General features: G+C 70.7%; 16 protein-coding genes and 1 pseudogene. 7 read left to right on the forward strand and 10 right to left on the reverse strand.

What is annotated here, in order from left to right; all coding sequences use genetic code 11:
* The first annotated feature begins 25 nt into the window (after positions 1 to 25).
* On the forward strand, positions 26 to 1372 hold the full coding sequence (locus ACZ3I3_RS26810) for a vWA domain-containing protein (RefSeq protein ID WP_467369170.1): 1347 nt from the start codon (positions 26 to 28) through the stop codon (positions 1370 to 1372).
* Between the two features lie 32 nt (positions 1373 to 1404).
* Positions 1405 to 2883: an FHA domain-containing protein gene (locus ACZ3I3_RS26815; protein WP_467369172.1), complete on the forward strand. Its 1479-nt coding sequence runs from the start codon at positions 1405 to 1407 to the stop codon at positions 2881 to 2883.
* 24 nt (positions 2884 to 2907) lie between these two features.
* On the opposite strand, the gene ACZ3I3_RS26820 is transcribed toward ACZ3I3_RS26815, so the two are convergent.
* Complete coding sequence (locus tag ACZ3I3_RS26820; RefSeq protein WP_467369174.1) at positions 2908 to 3903, reverse strand: methyltransferase domain-containing protein; 996 nt, start codon at positions 3901 to 3903, stop codon at positions 2908 to 2910.
* 65 nt (positions 3904 to 3968) lie between these two features.
* Between ACZ3I3_RS26820 and ACZ3I3_RS26825 the strand changes: the two genes are divergently transcribed.
* On the forward strand, positions 3969 to 4382 hold the full coding sequence (locus tag ACZ3I3_RS26825) for a globin (RefSeq protein WP_467369321.1): 414 nt from the start codon (positions 3969 to 3971) through the stop codon (positions 4380 to 4382).
* Between the two features lie 21 nt (positions 4383 to 4403).
* On the opposite strand, the gene ACZ3I3_RS26830 is transcribed toward ACZ3I3_RS26825, so the two are convergent.
* The 4 genes and pseudogenes from ACZ3I3_RS26830 to ACZ3I3_RS26845 form a co-directional block, all read right to left on the reverse strand.
* Positions 4404 to 5072: a DUF8185 domain-containing protein gene (locus ACZ3I3_RS26830; protein ID WP_467369176.1), complete on the reverse strand. Its 669-nt coding sequence runs from the start codon at positions 5070 to 5072 to the stop codon at positions 4404 to 4406.
* Entirely contained in the window at positions 5069 to 5482 is a 414-nt protein-coding gene (locus tag ACZ3I3_RS26835; protein WP_279544661.1) for an acyl-CoA thioesterase, read from the reverse strand. The genes ACZ3I3_RS26830 and ACZ3I3_RS26835 overlap by 4 nt, the downstream gene beginning before the upstream one ends.
* A gap of 2 nt (positions 5483 to 5484) precedes the next feature.
* Positions 5485 to 7149 carry an energy-dependent translational throttle protein EttA gene (gene ettA / locus ACZ3I3_RS26840; RefSeq protein WP_356092184.1) on the reverse strand — a complete coding sequence of 555 codons (1665 nt, stop codon included), beginning with the start codon at positions 7147 to 7149 and terminating at the stop codon, positions 5485 to 5487.
* Between the two features lie 252 nt (positions 7150 to 7401).
* Positions 7402 to 7497 (reverse strand): annotated as a pseudogene (locus tag ACZ3I3_RS26845) (GntR family transcriptional regulator); the annotation flags it as partial.
* Positions 7498 to 7595: 98 nt separating this feature from the next.
* Between ACZ3I3_RS26845 and ACZ3I3_RS26850 the strand changes: the two are divergent.
* Both ACZ3I3_RS26850 and ACZ3I3_RS26855 read left to right on the forward strand, forming a co-directional pair.
* Positions 7596 to 7886 carry a peptidoglycan-binding protein gene (locus tag ACZ3I3_RS26850; protein ID WP_467369179.1) on the forward strand — a complete coding sequence of 97 codons (291 nt, stop codon included), beginning with the start codon at positions 7596 to 7598 and terminating at the stop codon, positions 7884 to 7886.
* A 229-nt stretch (positions 7887 to 8115) separates the two neighbouring features.
* On the forward strand, positions 8116 to 8517 hold the full coding sequence (locus ACZ3I3_RS26855) for a DUF4234 domain-containing protein (RefSeq protein ID WP_467369181.1): 402 nt from the start codon (positions 8116 to 8118) through the stop codon (positions 8515 to 8517).
* A 7-nt stretch (positions 8518 to 8524) separates the two neighbouring features.
* Here the strand turns inward: ACZ3I3_RS26855 and ACZ3I3_RS26860 are convergent, their stop codons facing one another.
* On the reverse strand, positions 8525 to 9616 hold the full coding sequence (locus ACZ3I3_RS26860; protein ID WP_467369183.1) for an ArsR/SmtB family transcription factor: 1092 nt from the start codon (positions 9614 to 9616) through the stop codon (positions 8525 to 8527).
* Between the two features lie 22 nt (positions 9617 to 9638).
* A complete protein-coding gene (locus ACZ3I3_RS26865) occupies positions 9639 to 11213 on the reverse strand; it encodes an AbgT family transporter (protein WP_467369185.1) in 1575 nt (524 codons plus the stop codon).
* Positions 11214 to 11485: 272 nt separating this feature from the next.
* On the opposite strand from ACZ3I3_RS26865, the gene ACZ3I3_RS26870 reads away from it, so the two are divergent.
* Positions 11486 to 13408: a CocE/NonD family hydrolase gene (locus tag ACZ3I3_RS26870; RefSeq protein ID WP_467369187.1), complete on the forward strand. Its 1923-nt coding sequence runs from the start codon at positions 11486 to 11488 to the stop codon at positions 13406 to 13408.
* Between the two features lie 105 nt (positions 13409 to 13513).
* Positions 13514 to 14215, forward strand: coding sequence for a hypothetical protein (locus ACZ3I3_RS26875; RefSeq protein ID WP_467369189.1), 702 nt, complete (start codon positions 13514 to 13516; stop codon positions 14213 to 14215).
* 296 nt (positions 14216 to 14511) lie between these two features.
* On the opposite strand, the gene ACZ3I3_RS26880 is transcribed toward ACZ3I3_RS26875, so the two are convergent.
* The 3 genes from ACZ3I3_RS26880 to ACZ3I3_RS26890 all read right to left on the reverse strand — a co-directional run bounded on the left by ACZ3I3_RS26880 (position 14512) and on the right by ACZ3I3_RS26890 (position 17077).
* Entirely contained in the window at positions 14512 to 14733 is a 222-nt protein-coding gene (locus ACZ3I3_RS26880) for a hypothetical protein (protein ID WP_029181646.1), read from the reverse strand.
* A gap of 116 nt (positions 14734 to 14849) precedes the next feature.
* Positions 14850 to 15821, reverse strand: a complete 972-nt coding sequence (locus ACZ3I3_RS26885; RefSeq protein WP_467369191.1) for an N-acetylglucosamine kinase — start codon at positions 15819 to 15821, stop codon at positions 14850 to 14852.
* Positions 15812 to 17077 (reverse strand): 6-phospho-beta-glucosidase, encoded by a 1266-nt coding sequence (locus ACZ3I3_RS26890; protein WP_467369193.1) that lies wholly within the window; start codon positions 17075 to 17077, stop codon positions 15812 to 15814. The genes ACZ3I3_RS26885 and ACZ3I3_RS26890 overlap by 10 nt, the downstream gene beginning before the upstream one ends.
* Positions 17078 to 17081: the final 4 nt, after the last annotated feature.

The raw sequence follows: 17081 nt of genomic DNA on the forward strand, positions 1-17081 counted from the left end.
GCTTTCGAGGGGGATCGAAGCAGGCATGGCCAATTTCTCGAAGTCGAACGTGCCCCAGTTCTCGGTGGACGTCTATCAGAACGAGTACCTGCCGGAGGGCGCCCGCGAGGTCAACGCCATCGTCACGGTGACGGCGACCGGCGGCGGCACGGTCGGCACCGCGGTCTCGGCGCCCCACCTCTTCTCGCCCGGCCAGGGCCCGTCCGCGGCCGTGGCGATCATGGTCGACTGCTCCGGGTCGATGGACTACCCGGCGACCAAGATGCGCAACGCCCGCGACGCCACGGCCGCCGCGATCGACACCCTGCGCGACGGCGTGCACTTCGCCGTGATCGGCGGGACGCACGTGGCCAAGGAGGTCTACCCGGGCGGCGGCCGCCTCGCCGTCGCCGACGCCACCACCCGCGAGCAGGCCAAACGGGCGCTGCGCTCGCTCAGCGCGGGCGGCGGCACCGCCATCGGCACCTGGCTGAAACTGGCCGACCGCCTGCTGTCCTCCGCGGACGTCGCGATCCGGCACGGCATCCTGCTCACCGACGGCCGCAACGAACACGAGGCACCCCAGGACCTGAAGGCCGCGCTCGACGCGTGCGCCGGGCGCTTCACCTGTGACGCGCGCGGTGTGGGCACCGACTGGGAAGTGAAAGAAGTCACAGGGATCGCCTCCGCCCTGCTCGGCACCGCCGACATCGTCGCCGACCCGGCCGGACTCGCCGCCGACTTCACGCAGATGATGGAGACGGCGATGGGCAAGGAGGTCGCGGACGTCTCCCTGCGGCTGTGGACCCCGGTCGACACCACTGTGAAGTTCGTCAAGCAGGTCGCCCCCACGGTCGAGGAACTGACCGGCCGACGCACCGAGGCGGGGCCGCGCGCGGGCGACTACCCCCTGGGTTCCTGGGGAGACGAGTCCCGTGACTACCACGTCTGCGTCGAGGTCCCGGCCGCGAACATCGGCCAGGAGATGCTGGCGGCCCGGATCTCGCTGGTCATTCCGCAGCCCGACGGCACCGTCCAGAACCTCGGCGCGCAGGGCCTGATCCGTGCCGTGTGGACGGACGACATGGTCGCCTCGACGTCGATCAACCCTCAGGTCGCCCACTACACCGGGCAGGCGGAACTGGCACAGGTCATCCAACAAGGGCTGGATCTTCGTAAGTCGGGAGATATGGACGGAGCAACGGCCAAACTGGGCCGGGCCGTTCAGCTCGCGAGTGCCTCCGGGAACGCCGATACTGCGAAACTGCTTGCGAAGGTGGTGGACGTGGTCGATGCCGCGACCGGTACTGTGCGACTGAAGGCGAAGGTCGAAGAGGCCGACGAGATGACGCTCGAGACCCGGTCCACCAAGACTGTTCGCGTGAAGAAGTGACCTAGAAGAGATCGAAGGAGGGACGCGCCGACATGCCGACCTGCCCGAACGGACACCAGTCGGGTTCCGACGACTGGTGCGAGGTCTGCGGTCACCGCATGGCGGGTGCCGTGCCTCCGCCTCCTCCCCCGCCGCCCCCGCCCGGCGGCTACGGCTTCCCGCCCCCCGGCGGCCCTGGCGGCCCCGGTGGCCCTCCCGGCGGCCCTGGCGGCCCCGGCGGCCAGCCCGGTGGGCGTCCTCCGCACCTGTCCGCCGTGCCGAACGCCGAGCCGGAGCTCTGCCCGCAGTGCCGTACGCCCCGTGAGGGCGGCGCGCCGTTCTGCGAGGAGTGCCGGTGGAACTTCCTGACGAACACGGCGACTTCGTACACCCCCGCCGCTCCGCCCCCGCCGCCGCCCGGCCCGGGCGTCCGCTTCCAGCCCCCGGGCCAGCCCGGTCAGTCCGGTCCTCCCGGCCCGCCGAGTCCTCCCGGCCCGTCGGGTCCGTCCGGTCCGTCGTACGGCGGCGGTGACTCGTACGAGTACCAGGGCTCCCGCCCGTCGCAGGTGAACCGCCCGGCCGAGCCGATCCCGCCGTTCGGCAGCGACCCCTCGGGTCACCCCGGCCCCGGCGGCCCTGGCGGTCGTCCCGGTCCTGGTGGTCCCGGCGGTCCCGGTGGGCCTGGCGGTCCTCCCGGTCCTCCCGGATTCGGCCCCGACCCCTCGCGGCCGGTCCCGCCTCCGCCCGGCCCTGGCGGCCCCGGTGGCCCCGGCGGTGCTCCGCAGGGTTACCAGCAGTCCGCCCCGCCGGCTCCGCCCGGGTTCCCGCAGGAGACACAGCGTCCGCAGCAGGGCGGTCAGTCCTTCGGCGGTGGCGCTGACGACTGGGTGATCTCCCCGCCGTCGCCCACTGGCCCGGGCGGCGGCCCTGGCGGACCCGGTGGCCCCGGCGGTCCCGGTGGCGGTCCGGGCGGTGGCTACGGCTACCCGCAGCCGGGCGCCACCCAGGCCCCGCCCGGCCCCGGTGGCGGTCCGGGAGGCGGCTACGGCTACCCGCAGCCCGGCGCGACCCAGGCCCCGCCCGGCCCCGGCGGCTTCCCTCAGCAGCCCCAGGCTCCGCAGGGACCGGCGACGTGGACCGCGACCATCGGCCCGGACCGTGAGTACTTCATGGCGATGATGCAGCGCTCCGGCCCCGAGGCCGCGGGCCTGAACCTGCCCGCGTACTCGCCCGAGCAGCAGCGCACACTCACCGGCAACCAGATCACGATCGGCCGCCGCCGGCACTCCACCGGCGACACCCCGGACATCGATCTCTCGGTGCCGCCGGAGGACCCGGGCGTCTCGCACCAGCACGCGGTGCTGGTCCAGCAGCCCGACGGCAGCTGGGCGGTCGTCGACCAGAACTCGACGAACGGCACGACGGTCAACGGCTCGGAGGACCCGATCCAGCCGTTCGTCCCCGTGCCGCTCCAGGACGGCGACCGGGTGCACGTGGGCGCCTGGACGACGATCACGATCCGCCGCGGCTGAGCCCGCTCAGGACACGAGCCGGGCTCAGGCCGGGAGGGGCCAGGCGTACGGCCCCTCCGGGTCGTCCAGCCAGGCCCACTCCCGGTCCCCGCTGACGGTGATGCCGTAGCGCTCACGCTGCGGCATGCCCTCCTGCTCCCACAGCGAGTGCGCCTCCTGCGGGTCGAGGGTGCCGCGGGTGAGGGCCAGCAGGAACCGGAACAGGTCGTCCTCCCTGGCCCGGCGCGGTACGCCGCCCAGTTGGAGCGGCTCGCCCCCGGGCCGGCTCCCGCCGCGCAGCGGCACGAAGTAGGCGGGCGTGTGCAGGAAGCGCCCTTCGGCGTGGTCGGCGTCGGTCACCGTGAGCACCACCAGGCCCGTGGCGAGCGGCATCAGGATCCGGCCACCGGGGCGGCTCTGGGCGAGCCAGGCGCGCGGCACGGTGCTCAGCGCACAGGTGGCGATGATCCGGTCGAACGGCGCGCGCTCGGGCACGCCCCGGGCGCCGTCGCCGGTGACGACGACCGGGTGGTACCCGGCAGCGGCCAGGTGCCGGCGGGCCGACTCGGTGATCTCCGGGTCGAGATCCACGGTGGTGACCCGGTCGTCGCCCAGCCGGTGGGCGAGCAGCGCGGCGTTGTAGCCGGTGCCGGCGCCGATCTCCAGGACCGTGTTCCCGTCCTCCACGCGCAGCGCGGCCAGCATGTCCGCCATCAGGGACGGCTGGCTGCTGGAGGAGAGCAGTTCGCCGTCGCGCAGCCGGGTCGCCAGCGGGGTGTCCTCGTAGGCGCCCCGTATCCACCGCTCGTGCGCCCGCGGGTCGGGGCTCTCGCCCCACCGGCGTTCGTAGCCGCCGGCGACGCCGACGTAGTAGTACGGCACGAAGAGGTGGCGCGGTACCGCCGCGAACGCCTCCCGCCACACCGGGTCGGCGGCCCAGGCTCCGCTCGCGTCGATCCGGCGCACGAGCGCCGCCCGCGCGGAGGCGGCGAGATCGTCCGATTCCCTGTCGCGTTCCCTGTCGGGTGCATGCCCGCCCATACCCCCACAGTAAGGGCACCGGGCCGGTCCTAGGCCTTGAGTCCTATGTCCCCGTGTCTGAGAGCATGGAGGACGTGAAAGAGATTCGGCGCGGCACGCTTCAGGAGCAGACCTTCTACGAGCAGGTCGGCGGGGAGGAGACCTTCCGTCGGCTCGTCCACCGTTTCTACGAGGGAGTCGCCGAGGACCCGCTGCTGCGGCCCATGTACCCCGAGGAGGACCTGGGCCCGGCCGAGGAGCGCCTCACGCTCTTCCTCATCCAGTACTGGGGCGGCCCCACGACGTACAGCGACAACCGCGGCCACCCGCGCCTGCGGATGCGGCACGCGCCCTTCACGGTCGACCGTGCGGCGCACGACGCCTGGCTGAAGCACATGCGGGTCGCCGTCGAGGAGCTCGGGCTGTCCGAGGAGCACGAGCAGACGCTGTGGAACTACATGACGTACGCGGCGGCGTCGATGGTGAACGCCCCGGGCTGACACGCGGGGGCGTGGTGACGGTCAGCGGACGCTGACGTCCAGCGCCCCGAGCCCGGCCTGCCGTACGGCGATCGACCCGTACGGCGTGCGCAGCCTGAGCCACGCGCCCGACGAGAACAGGCCCAGTGGCACGCCGGGCCGCAGGAAGCCGAGCGACTGCGCCGCGTGCACGGCCCGGACCGGGAGCCGGGTGTCGCCGACCGTACGGGACCAGATGTCCCGCCCGATCCGGTCCAGCTCGGCCCTCGTACGCCGCTCGTCCGGCAACTCCTGCGTACGGGAGCGGAACTCGGCGACGGCGGCGGCCACGAGGGACCGCAGCGCCTCGGGCGCCGGCAGCCCCGGCTCGGGCCGCCAGCCGCCGCGCGGCGGCAGCACGCCCGCCCACGGCGGCCCGGTCACCGCGCCCGGCACGACGGCCGTGGCGCCCCTCTCGTCCACCGACTCCAGCAGCTCACCGGCGGACACGGTCACGTCCAGCGTGACGTCGAGCCCGTCCTCGTACGGCTTCGCCAGCCGCACCGCGCGCACGGCCAGTACCTCGAAGGACGGCGGCCGCCCGAACACGGCCAGGGCGGTGCCGGCCGCCTGGAGGCGTACCGCGGCCCCGCGGTCGTAGTGGAGCAGCCGGGAGAGGAAGGCCGCGAGATCCGCCGCCTCCCCCTCGTCGGCCAGGTGGAGCACCGTCATGCGGCGACGGCCTCTTCCTCGTCGTCGTCCGTGTACTCCCGGAGGAACTCGCGTTCCTCCGAGGTGAGCCGGCGCGGGCGCTGGGCTTCGAAGTCGAACGGCACTATCACCGTCGAGGCCCGGACGTAGACCAGGTCGTCGTCCTTCACCTCGTAGGTGAGGGTGAAGGACGCCGCCCTGATCTCCGTGACCCACAGCTCGATGTCCACCGGGGTGTGCCGGTGGACCAGCTGCCGCTTGTAGTCGATCTCATGGCGTGCCACCACGGACCCCTGCTTGAAGTCCTTCTCCGGACGGAACAGGAAGTCGATACGGGCCTCCTCCAGGTAGCGGAGGAACACCACGTTGTTGACGTGGCCGTACGCGTCCATGTCCGCCCAGCGCAGCGGGCAGCGGTAGATGTGCCGCAAGATCAGCCCCGGGTCAGCTTCTTGTAGGTGGCGCGGTGCGGACGCGCGGCGTCCGGGCCGAGCCGCTCGATCTTGTTCTTCTCGTACGACTCGAAGTTGCCCTCGAACCAGAACCACTTGGACTCGCCCTCGTAGGCGAGGATGTGCGTGGCGACCCGGTCCAGGAACCACCGGTCGTGGGAGACGACCACGGCCGCACCCGGGAACTCCAGCAGCGCGTTCTCCAGGCTGGAGAGCGTCTCGACGTCGAGGTCGTTGGTCGGCTCGTCGAGGAGCAGCAGGTTGCCGCCCTGCTTGAGGGTGAGCGCGAGGTTCAGCCGGTTGCGCTCACCGCCGGAGAGCACGCCCGCCGCCTTCTGCTGGTCCGGCCCCTTGAACCCGAACGCGGAGACGTAGGCACGCGACGGCATCTCGACCTGGCCCACGTTGATGTAGTCCAGCTCGTCGGAGACGACGGCCCACAGCGACTTCTTCGGGTCGATGTTCTCGCGGCTCTGGTCGACGTAGGAGATCTTGACGGTGTCGCCGACCTTGATGGCGCCGGAGTCCGGCTCCTCGATGCCCTGGATCATCTTGAAGAGGGTGGTCTTACCGGCACCGTTCGGACCGATGATCCCGACGATCCCGTTCCGCGGCAGCGTGAAGCTGAGGTCGTCGATGAGCAGCTTGTCGCCGAAGCCCTTGCTGAGGTTGCTGACCTCGACGACGACGTTGCCCAGGCGCGGGCCCGGCGGGATCTGGATCTCCTCGAAGTCCAGCTTCCGCATCTTGTCGGCCTCGGCGGCCATCTCCTCGTAGCGGGCCAGACGCGCCTTGGACTTGGCCTGCCGCCCCTTGGCGTTGGACCGCACCCACTCCAGCTCTTCCTTGAGCCGCTTCTGCCGCTTGGCGTCCTTCTGCCCCTCGACCTTGAGGCGGGCGGCCTTGGTCTCCAGGTACTTGGAGTAGTTGCCCTCGTAGGGGTAGAGGCGACCGCGGTCGACCTCGCAGATCCACTGGGCGACGTTGTCGAGGAAGTACCGGTCGTGGGTGACCGCGACGACGGTGCCGGGGTACTTGGCCAGGTGCTGCTCCAGCCAGTTCACCGACTCGGCGTCAAGGTGGTTGGTGGGCTCGTCGAGCAGCAGCAGGTCGGGCTGTTCCAGCAGCAGCTTGCACAGCGCGACGCGGCGGCGCTCACCGCCGGACAGGTTGGTGACGGGCCAGTCGCCGGGCGGGCAGCCCAGGGCGTCCATGGCCTGCTCCAGCTGGGCGTCCAGGTCCCACGCGTTGGCGTGGTCGAGGTCCTCCTGGAGCTTGCCCATCTCGTTCATGAGCTCGTCGGTGTAGTCGGTCGCCATCTGCTCGGCGATCTCGTTGAACCGGTCGAGCTTGCCCTTGATCCCGGCGACACCCTCCTGGACGTTCTCCAGGACGGTCTTGTCCTCGGTCAGCGGCGGCTCCTGGAGCAGGATGCCGACCGTGTAACCGGGCGTGAGGAAGGCGTCACCGTTGGACGGCTGCTCGATGCCGGCCATGATCTTGAGGATGGTCGACTTGCCGGCGCCGTTCGGGCCGACGACGCCGATCTTCGCCCCCGGCAGGAAGCTGGTCGTCACGTCGTCGAGGATCACCTTGTCGCCGTGCGCCTTACGCGCCTTGCGCATGGTGTAAATGAACTCAGCCAAGAGAAACCGTCCGGCAGCTTGAATACGGCAGTGGGCAGATACACCCCATCTTGCCGTACCGCCACCCCTGGGTGGAAACGCGTATGGCCGGGTGGGCCTGACCTGCGTCTTTGTGATGGACGGCTGAGACTCGATGGCAGCGTTGTACGGGGTGGGCCGCCGTCGCCACGTGAACGGCAGGGCTGACCGCCCTCACCTCTTGACGGACGTGGACACGCCGATGCACCGCCCCAGCGCGCCCGCGAAGCCTGCCTACCGGCTGATCGGGATCTCGTAGACGATCTCGCAGTGAGCGGCGGGCACGGCGATGTCCGCCGTCTCGACGGGCCGCCCCTGGTCGCTGTAGTACTCGGCATCGATCATCAGACATCCGCCAATCGCATGAACTTACCTAGTCGCAAAGGCGTGAACATGCCGGCAATGGTGGATACGCCTAACCTGCAAGCATGAGTACAGAAGACGGCTACGTTCCTTTTCCAGGTTCCGAGTGGTTCAAAAGTGAGCCGAGTAGCCCGATCATCAGGATGATGGCAATGCGCCTGGCTGAAGAGGGATGCACCGAATTTGGTCCGGGCGGCCCACCCTCGGCCCACCCTCTCAGTGGACGTCTGTGGACGACGCACCACCGTGACTCCTACGCCAGGTGGCAGCGGAAGCTCGGATACCAGGGTGCGGACGCGGATGGCTGGCCGGGAGCAAAGTCCTGGGCCAAGCTCAGGGTGCCCTATTCGGAGTGACGGTAACTCAACGTGCGTCTGTACCCACCTCATGCCAGCCGGTCGCGCTCATGACGGCCCAGAGACGCCGGCTGGCCCAGAGACGGCCCAAGCCGCCTGAGACGGCCCCTCATCGGCAGGGAAACCGCTGGTGAGGGGCACTTTCATGCCCTCTCGACGAGGGGGCCCGAGCCTCACCACGCGCACGTGGCGGCCGGTCGTGATGCACTGGATTCATGGGAGGTGCGTCATGTCAGGTCGCGCTGGAAAAACCCGCAACATATTCCTTGTCTGGCTGATCTGGCCGCTGATCACGGTGGGCATCTACCATCTGGTCTGGTATTACAAGGTGAATCGCGAAGCCCAGGACTTCGATCGCCGCATTGAGGTCAATCCGGTGATGGCGCTCCTGGCTCTGGCCGTCGGCTGGCTGCTGATCATTCCGCCCTTCGTGTCGGTCTACAACACCGGTCTGCGTATTGCCCGTATGCAGCAGTCGGCCGGGATGGAGCGGAGCTGCAATCCGTGGATCGGCCTCGTCCTTTTCTTCGTGGCCGGCCTGTACTCGCTCTACTATCAGCACGAGTTGAACCAGATCTGGGCTCACTACCAGGTCGAGGAAGAGGGCGAGCAAGTGCCTCTGGCGGCCTGACGCGAGTTCACCGTGCCACGGTCGCGAGGACATCGTGGCCCAGCCGCTGGATGACGTCCGTGGCGAGCCGGTGCCGCACCAGTTTGCCGTCTCTCGTGGAACGCACCAGGCCCGCGTCGCGCAGGGTCCGCAGGGCGCGGGAGACCTGTGGCTCGCTGGAGCCGAGTCGGGCGGCGAGCTCCGAGGTGGTGATGGGCTCGCCCAGCAGATGGCGGCACAGTTCCATCCGGGCGGGCGAGGTCAGCGCCATCAGCCGGTGGTGCAGATCCCGCAGGGTCAGCTGTTCGGCCGTGGTGGTGCCGCGCACCGCGTACTGCACCACCACGCACGACGGGTCCTCGTTCTTGACCGTCAGATGCGGCCACACCCGGGCGGACGGGACGAGAACGAGGGGGCGCGGGGCCACCTTCACCTCGTCGGTCTGCAGTTTGTCCAGCCGGACCCGCTCTCCCGGCCCGACCCGGGCCGCGGTCGGCAGCAGCTCGGTGAGTACATCCGCCGGCGAGCGCGTCGCCAGCCGGCGACGTACTTCCCGCGCGTGGTGCTCCAGGGGCGACCGCAGGGTGTGCCAGTCCTCGGCGAAGAACGCGGTGTCGGCGGCCCGCAGTACCGCCAGCAGCCGGTCCCGCAGCTCCAGTGGTGCCGCCACCAGCTGTCGCGCCAGCTCGCCGCGGGCGTAGGAGCGGCGCAGGCAGCGGCGTGCGTAGTGTTCCGCGGCGGCGGCGCCCGCGCGCAACTCACGGGCCGGCGGCACGGGCTGCGCGTTGGTGCCGAGGACCCCGGGCGCCACCAGATCGAGGAAGTCCTCGACCGGCAGCGCAGCGATGGCCGCCAGCTCCTCGTTCAGGCTCGAAGCGAGCGGCAACGTACGAGGAAAGAACAGGCGGCAGCGGTAGCGGGCCCACAGCGGAGCGAACACGGACAACTCGTCGCGCAGGTCCGGTCCCGCCGCGGCGGCGCGGGCCGCCCAGTCGGCGGCCTCCGGGTGGTGCTCGGGTTCGGCGAGCACGTGCAGACTCGCCATCAGTTCCGACAGCGCGGAGGGCCCGGCCGCGATGTCCGCGGGGCCAAGCCCTCCGAGGTCGAGGACGATGCTCACGCCGTCAGCGTACGGCCGGGGCTCACCGCACGGGTGCGCCCGGGCCGAGCGGGATGCCCAGCAGGTACCAGGCGAAGAACAGCAGCACCCAGACGAGCAGCATGATCATGGCGAGGGGCAGGGTGAAGGAGACCAGGGTGCCGATGCCGGCCTTGCGGCGGAGGGTCTGGAGGTAGCCGACACAGAGCATGAACGAGGTGCTCATCGGGGTGATGGAGTTCGTGCAGGAGTCGGCGATGCGGTAGAGCGCCATGGTGGTGGCCGGGTTGGTGCCGAGCAGCATCAGCATCGGGACCAGCGCCGGGGCGACCAGGGTCCACAGGGCGGAGCCGGAGGTGATGACGAGGTTCATCAGCGCGACCGCGACGATCAGCAGGGTGAACAGCACCAGCGTGGGCGCACCCAGCTGCTTGAGGAAGCCGGCGCCTTCTACCGCGACGACCGTGGCGATGTTGGTCCACTTGAACAGGGCGAGGAACTGCGACACCGCGAAGAAGAGCACGAGCAGCGGCGCGATGGAGCGCACTCCGTCCGCCATGAACTCCGGTATCGCGCGGCTCCCGCTGATCCGCCCGGTGAGCCGCCCGTACACGGCGCCGATGAGCAGGAAGAAGACGGTCAGGAAGACGGCGATGGCGTTCATGAAGGTCGACTCCACGATCGCGCCCCCCTCGCCGCGCAGCGGTGACGAGGCGGGCAGCATCGCGAGCACGACCAGCGTGGCGTAGCCGAGCACGGCAAGACCGGTCAGCTTCAGGGCCCGCAGCTCGGTGGCGTCGTCGACCCCGGTGGCCGCCGCGCGCCCTGCCGCGGCGGCCTCCAGGTCCGCGTCGGGAACCAGGTGGTGCTCGCGCTTGGCGAGGATCTTGTCCACGACCAGGGCGATGGTGCCGGCCAGCACGAACGCCGAGACGGTGGTGAAGTACATGTTGTCCGTCGCGCGGACCACCACGCCCTTGTCGACGAGCTGCGCGGCCTCGGTGGCCACGGAGGCGAACAGCGCGTCACCGGGGGCGATCAGCGGGTTGGCGTCGCCCGCGGCGTTGATGGACACGAACGCGACGATCATGCCGAGCATGGGGGAGCGGCCCACGGCGCGGAAGGCCACGGCCCCGAGCGGGATGAGGACCACGTACGCGGAGTCGGACAGGAACTTCCCCAGCACGCCGCCCAGAGCCACGCCCAGGACGACCGTGCGCGGGGACAGGCCCGACAGCATGCGGCGGGCCAGTGCTTCGAAGAGCCCCGAACGCTCGGCGACCGCGACGCCGAGCATCACCATCAGCACGACGCCGAGCGGGCCGAAGGTCACGAAGGACTCCTCGGCGCCGGTGATCAGGTCCCGTACGGCGTCCGCCGACAGGGCGCTGCGTACGCCGACCAGGTCCCCCGAGGAGGGGTCCTCGACCTGCAGGCCGGAGGCGTTCAGCGCCCAGCTGACGAGGGCGACGACCCCGCACAGGATCCAGAACAGCCAGAACGGATGCGGCAGTGCGTTGCCCGCGCGCTCGACCAGGTCGAGGAGCCGGGAGCCACGGCCCCCCTCGCCGGGCTCGGTGGCCTGCACCTCCTCGGTGCGGCTGTCGGGTGTGCTCATGGCGGCCTCCTGTGAGGACTGGGAGAGGACGGGGCTGGGGAGGGGGGTGAGGGGGAGGGGGAAACGAGGGCATGGCGCGGCTGCGCCACGAGCAGTGCGAAACGGGACCCGGAGCCGCGAGGGATCACGATCCGTCGCGGTGGAACGCGGGGCGCTCTCGGGTTGCGCTGACAGTAGGTCCCGTGTGCGGTCCCGTCACCGTCCGGCGGCACAGTTGACCTGATGACGTCAAGTGATCGCCATGATCCTGGCCGTTGCCTAGCGTCACGGGAGTGACCTCGTACGACACCTCCCACGCCCGCCGGCCCGAAGCCCTCCCGGGGCTCGAGCCGCTCCAGGGCGGTGCGCTGTGGCGCCGCATCCTGCGCATCCCCGTGCGGGACGGCATCCATCTCGCCGCCGATCTGTACTCCGCCTCACCCGAGCCGGAGACGACCCCGCTCCCCGTGCTCCTCGAACGCACCCCGTACGGTCGGCGCGCGCAGCGTGGTTCGGACCAGGACCGCAGCGACGCGCCGGTGCCGCGGCCCGAGGACATCGCCCGGCATTTCACCGAGGCCCGCTACCACGTCGTACGGCAGGACTGCCGGGGACGCGGCGACTCCGAGGGAACGTTCGTGAAATACCTCGGCGAAGGCCCGGACGGGGCGGACACGATCGCCTGGCTCAGGAACCAGCCGTGGTGTGACGGCAGGGTCGTGATGACGGGGGTGTCCTACTCCGCCCACGTCCAGGCAGCCGCGGCCGCCGAAGGGGCGACGGGACTGGCCGCCATGTTCCAGGACTCGGGCGGCTTCTCCTCCGCGTACGACGCGGGGATGCGGATGGGCGGCGCCTTCGAGCTGAAGCAGGTGACGTGGGCACTGCGCCATGCGGTGCAGAGCCCGGAGGCCGCGGCGGATCCGGTCCTGGCCGAGGCGCTGCGGCGCGTGGATCTGACGGGCTGGTTCGGCGCGATGCCCTGGCGGCCGGGTTGCACGCCCCTGCGGCACCTGGCGGCGTACGAGGACTTCCTGCTGGAGCAGTGGCGGCAGGACACCTTCGGGGACTACTACCGCAACCCGGCGATCTACGGGCGAGGCTTCTACGAGCGCTTCCCGGACGCGCCGAGCCTGCACATGGGCAGTTGGTACGACCCCTACGTCCGCTCCACCATCGAGAACTTCACCGCCCTGCGGGAGCTGAAGTCGGCACCCTCCTACCTGGTCATGGGCCCGTGGACGCACGGGCACCACTGCGAGACGTACGCCGGAGACGTGGATTTCGGTCCGCGGGCGACACTGGACGGCAACCTCGCCCCGTCGTACCTGGAGTTCCGCCGCCGCTGGTTCGACCGGTCGCTCGGCCGGGAGGACGACGGTGAGGCGGTGCCCCCCGAGTACGGAGATCTCCCCGCCGTCCAGTACTTCCTGATGGGCGGCGGCGACGGCCGACGGGATGCGGCAGGGCGGATGCGGCACGGCGGCGTATGGCGCACCGACACCCGGTGGCCGCCGGCGTCGACCGCGCCCGTCGCCTTGTACCTCACCACCGACGGCGCTCTCACCACCGCCCCGCCCACCGTGGCCGCCGCGTCGGTGACCTACGACTTCGACCCGCGCCACCCGGTCCCCACCATGGGGGGCCAGGTCACCTCGGGCGAGCCGGTGATGACGGGCGGGGCATACGACCAGAACGCCCCGGACGCCCGGGTGTACGGGGCGAGCGAGCCGTTTCTGCCGCTGGACTCCCGCCCGGATGTGATCAGCCTGAGCACCCCGCCACTCGAGCGGGATGTGGTGCTGGCCGGCCCGGTGTCGGCGAAGCTCTACATCTCGACGACGGCCCCGGACACCGATTTCACCATCAAGCTGATCGACGTCCATCCGCCCAACGCCGATTATCCGCACGGTTTCGCCATGAACCTCACCGACGGCATCGTCCGCTGCCGCTTCCACCGCTCCTACGAGCGACCGGAGTTGCTCATTCCGGGCGAAGTGTACGAAATCGAGGTCACCGCCCCCGACACGGCGAACCTGTTCGCCGCCGGCCATCGCATCCGGCTCGACGTCTCCTCCAGCAACTTCCCCCGCTTCGACGTCAACACCAACACCGGCGAATCGGAGGCGGCAGCCCGCCGCACCGCCATGGCCACGAACACCGTGCACATGGATGAGGGGCGCCCCTCTCACCTGAGAGTGTGGCTGCAAGGATGAACGGTCTGACTCATGGCGGGTGCGCGTCGCCATGGAGCCGGCCGGCCTCGCGTGTCCGGGGCAGGTGGTCTAGGGGTGGGGCTGATGGCTCAGGGGAGGAGTGCGATGGATGCACGTCGGACCGGGGTGGGCGTGGTGACGGTGCTGGCGTGCCTCGCGCTGACGGCTTGCGGAGCCGAGATCGCTGTCCGGGACGCGGCACCCGGACGGGAGAAAACCGCCATCGACGTACCCGTCGGCAAGGTGCTCGACCCGGCGCGCTGGCCGGACGCCTGCTCGTTCGTCACCGACGCCGAGATCAAAGCGATACTGCCGCAGGCGAAGCAGCTCAGCCGGGAGTCGGACTGGGTCAAGCTCTCCGAGCAGGGCGCCCTCGGCGGGAAGGCGGGCGCCGGGCTCGCCTCCGACGGCAAGTGCGACTACTCGTTCGAGCTGCCGCAGAACGGCGGGTACAAGGGTCACATCGAAGGCTGGGGCGCCTTCGAGGTCGAGATCCTCGCAGTGGCCGACCCGAAACTGCTCGCCCGGTACGTCGCCGAGTCCAAAGCCGCGCACCAGAGGGATGCGGTCGTCCTCGAAACAGACGCCAGGACGTTCGGAGCCGATGAGTGTTACTCCCATGCGAGGTCCAAGAAGGAGATACCGGCCGTCGTCTGCCGCAAGGGCCCGCTCATGTTCCAGAGCAACGGCGTGAGCTTCAACTACATCGACTTCGAGGGTGCGGAAGAGGACACCGCCGCCTTCGACAAGATCGTCAAAGAACGGGTGACCCCGGCCGTCTTCCGCGCCATTACCGCGAACCTCTGACAACGGCCCCTCATCGGCGAGGAAAACCGCTGGTGAGGGGCATTTTCATGCCCCTTCGTGACAAGTTTTGGGTGTCAGTGCCGGTCGCCGTTGAGGGGCTCCGGTGCCGTCGCGCCGTCGTCCTCTCCGAAGTCCGGGGCCTGGAAGGGGTTCGTGGCCGGGGGCGGTGACGCCGTGGCCGCGGAGTGGGGCGCCCCTTCCGGGGCGGAGAAGAGCGAGGTCAGATCGATGGGAGGTCTCCTTCTGGTGCCAGGGCCCGGGAGGGACCTGGTGTGCCGTGACCGGGCACAGCGGTGTCAGAGCTTGGTCATCTTGGCGTACGGGCTCAGGATCCGGTGCTGGGCAGAGCCGAAATCCACGAGGACCGCGATGCCGTCCTCGATGCCGATGACCCGGCCGAGGCCGTACATGTCGTGGGTGACCTGGTCGCCCACAGCGAAGTGCTTGGGAGCTGGAATGACCGGGGCCCTGAAGGGGCTGGTGGGCAGATGGCGCTTCGGTGCAGCAGGCTTTGTCATTGCCCCTAGTATGCGCCCTCGCGTGTCCGGGTGCCTCAGTCCGTCCATCTCCGCTGTCCCACAGGGCTCCGGCCGGTCTTGTGAACGGGCCTCTCCCAGGGCCCGTGCTGCGCCCCTCACGCCCCGAAGTGCGCCCGCAACCGGTCCTGTGCCCCCTCCACGGCACCCACCCTGTCCAGCCCCAGCAGCGCCGCCCCGAGGACGGGGCCGGCCGTGACGACCTGCGGGGTCGCCTTCGGCGCTCTGGCGGACAGCACCTCGGCGATCCTGCCGTTGAGCTGCGCGTGCTGGGCGGCCAGGACCCCGCCGCCCAGGAGGACGGGTGTCGGCTCGTCCAGCAGGTCCAGTCGGGTCAGGGCCACCACGGCCATCGCGACCACCTCGTCCGCCTGCCGTTCGACGAGGGTGCGGGCGACCGGGTCGCCGTCCGCCGCCGTCGCGAAGAGGACCGGCGTCAGCTCGTGGCGTCGGGATTGTTCTACGGCGCCCAGGTGCAGCGCCTCGATGAGGGCGTACATGGACGGCAGGCCGAAGTGGGCGGGGAGGGTGCGGGCCAGGGCCGTGGGGCTCCCACGGCCGTCCTCCGCGCGTGCCGCGTGCCACAGGGCCTCCTCCGACAGGCCCCAGCCGCCGCCCCAGTCGCCCGAGACCCTGCCCAGTGCCGGGAAGCGGGCCGTGCGGCCGTCGGGGCGCATGCCGACGCAGTTGATGCCCGCGCCGCAGACGACCGCGACACCCCGTGGCTCCGTCACACCGGCCCGGAGGATGGCGAAGGTGTCGTTCCGGACCGTCACCGTCCGGCCCCAGCCGCGCGCCTTCAGCGCGGCCGCCAACTGGTCCTCCTCGACCGGGAAGTCGGCGTTGGCGAGACATGCCGAGACGTGGTCGACGGTGGTGAGTCCGGCGGTGGTCAGGGCCTGGGTGACCGTGTGGGTGAGCGTGGTCACCGCCGTCTCCAGGCCCACCGCGGGCGGGCGGAAGCCGCCGCCGCGTGCCGTGGACAGGACCTCTCCGGCCGCCGTCACGATCGCGACGTCCGTCTTGCTGTTGCCGGCGTCGATGGCGAGGACACGTGCGGTCAGGCCCACGCGAGGTGCTCCCGGTTGTGTGCGATCAGTCGGTCGGTGAGCGTCTCGGCGTACTCGTACTGGCCGATGAGGGGGTGCGAGAGGAGGGCCCGGAAGACACGGGTGCGGCCGCCGCGCAGAGCCGCATCCAGGGCCAGGTCCTCGTACGTCGTCACGTTCGCCATGAGGCCCGCGTAGAGGGGGTCCGCGGACGGGACCGGGAGGGGGGAGGCGCCTTGCGGGCCCACCGCCGCCTGGACCTCGATCACCGCGTCGTCGGGGAGGAAGGGGAGCGTGCCCCGGTTGTACGTGTTCACCACCTGGTACGGGCTGCCGCCACCGCCCAGGAGGGCCGCCGCCAGGTCCACCGCCGCCTCCGAGTAGTAGGCGCCGCCCCGCTCGGTGAGCAGGGCCGGCTTCTCGTCCAGGGACGGGTCGGCGTACAGGGTGAGCAGTTCGCGTTCCATGGCGGCCACTTCGGCCGCGCGGGACGGCTTCGTCCCGAGTTCCCGTACGACCTCGTCGTGCGCGTAGTAGTAGCGCAGGTAGTACGACGGGACCACGCCCAGGCGGTCGAGGAGCGGACGGGGCAGGCGCAGGTCCGCCGCGATCGTGTCGCCGTGGTCGGTCAGCAGCTTGGGCAGGACGTCCTCGCCCTCCGGGCCGCCCAGGCGTACTCCCGTCTCCCAGGTGAGGTGATTGAGGCCCACGTGGTCCAGGTGGACTTCCGGGGGCTCGACGCCCAGCAGGCCCGCGAACTTGCGCTGGAGGCCGATCGCCACGTTGCACAGGCCCACCGCCTTGTGACCGGCCTGGAGCAGGGCGCGAGTGACGATGCCGACCGGGTTCGTGAAGTCGATGATCCAGGCGTCGGGGTTCGCACGGCGTACCCGGTCCGCGATGTCCAGGACCACCGGGACCGTGCGCAGGGCCTTCGCCAGGCCGCCGGCGCCCGTCGTCTCCTGGCCCACGCAGCCGCACTCCAGGGGCCAGGTCTCGTCCTGTTCCCGGGCCGCCTGGCCGCCGACGCGGAGTTGGAGCAGCACGGCGTCCGCCCCTTCCACGCCCGCGTCGAGATTGTCGGTCGTGACGATCCGGCCGTTGTGGCCCTGGCGTGCGAAGATGCGGCGGGCCAGTCCGCCCACCAGCTCCAGCCGTTCGGCCGCCGGGTCCACCAGGACCAGTTCCTCGACGGGGAGGGTGTCCCTCAGGCGTGCGAAGCCGTCGACGAGTTCCGGTGTGTAGGTCGAGCCTCCGCCGACCACGGTGAGTTTCATACGT

The organism is Streptomyces sp. NPDC016851, from assembly GCF_055562795.1.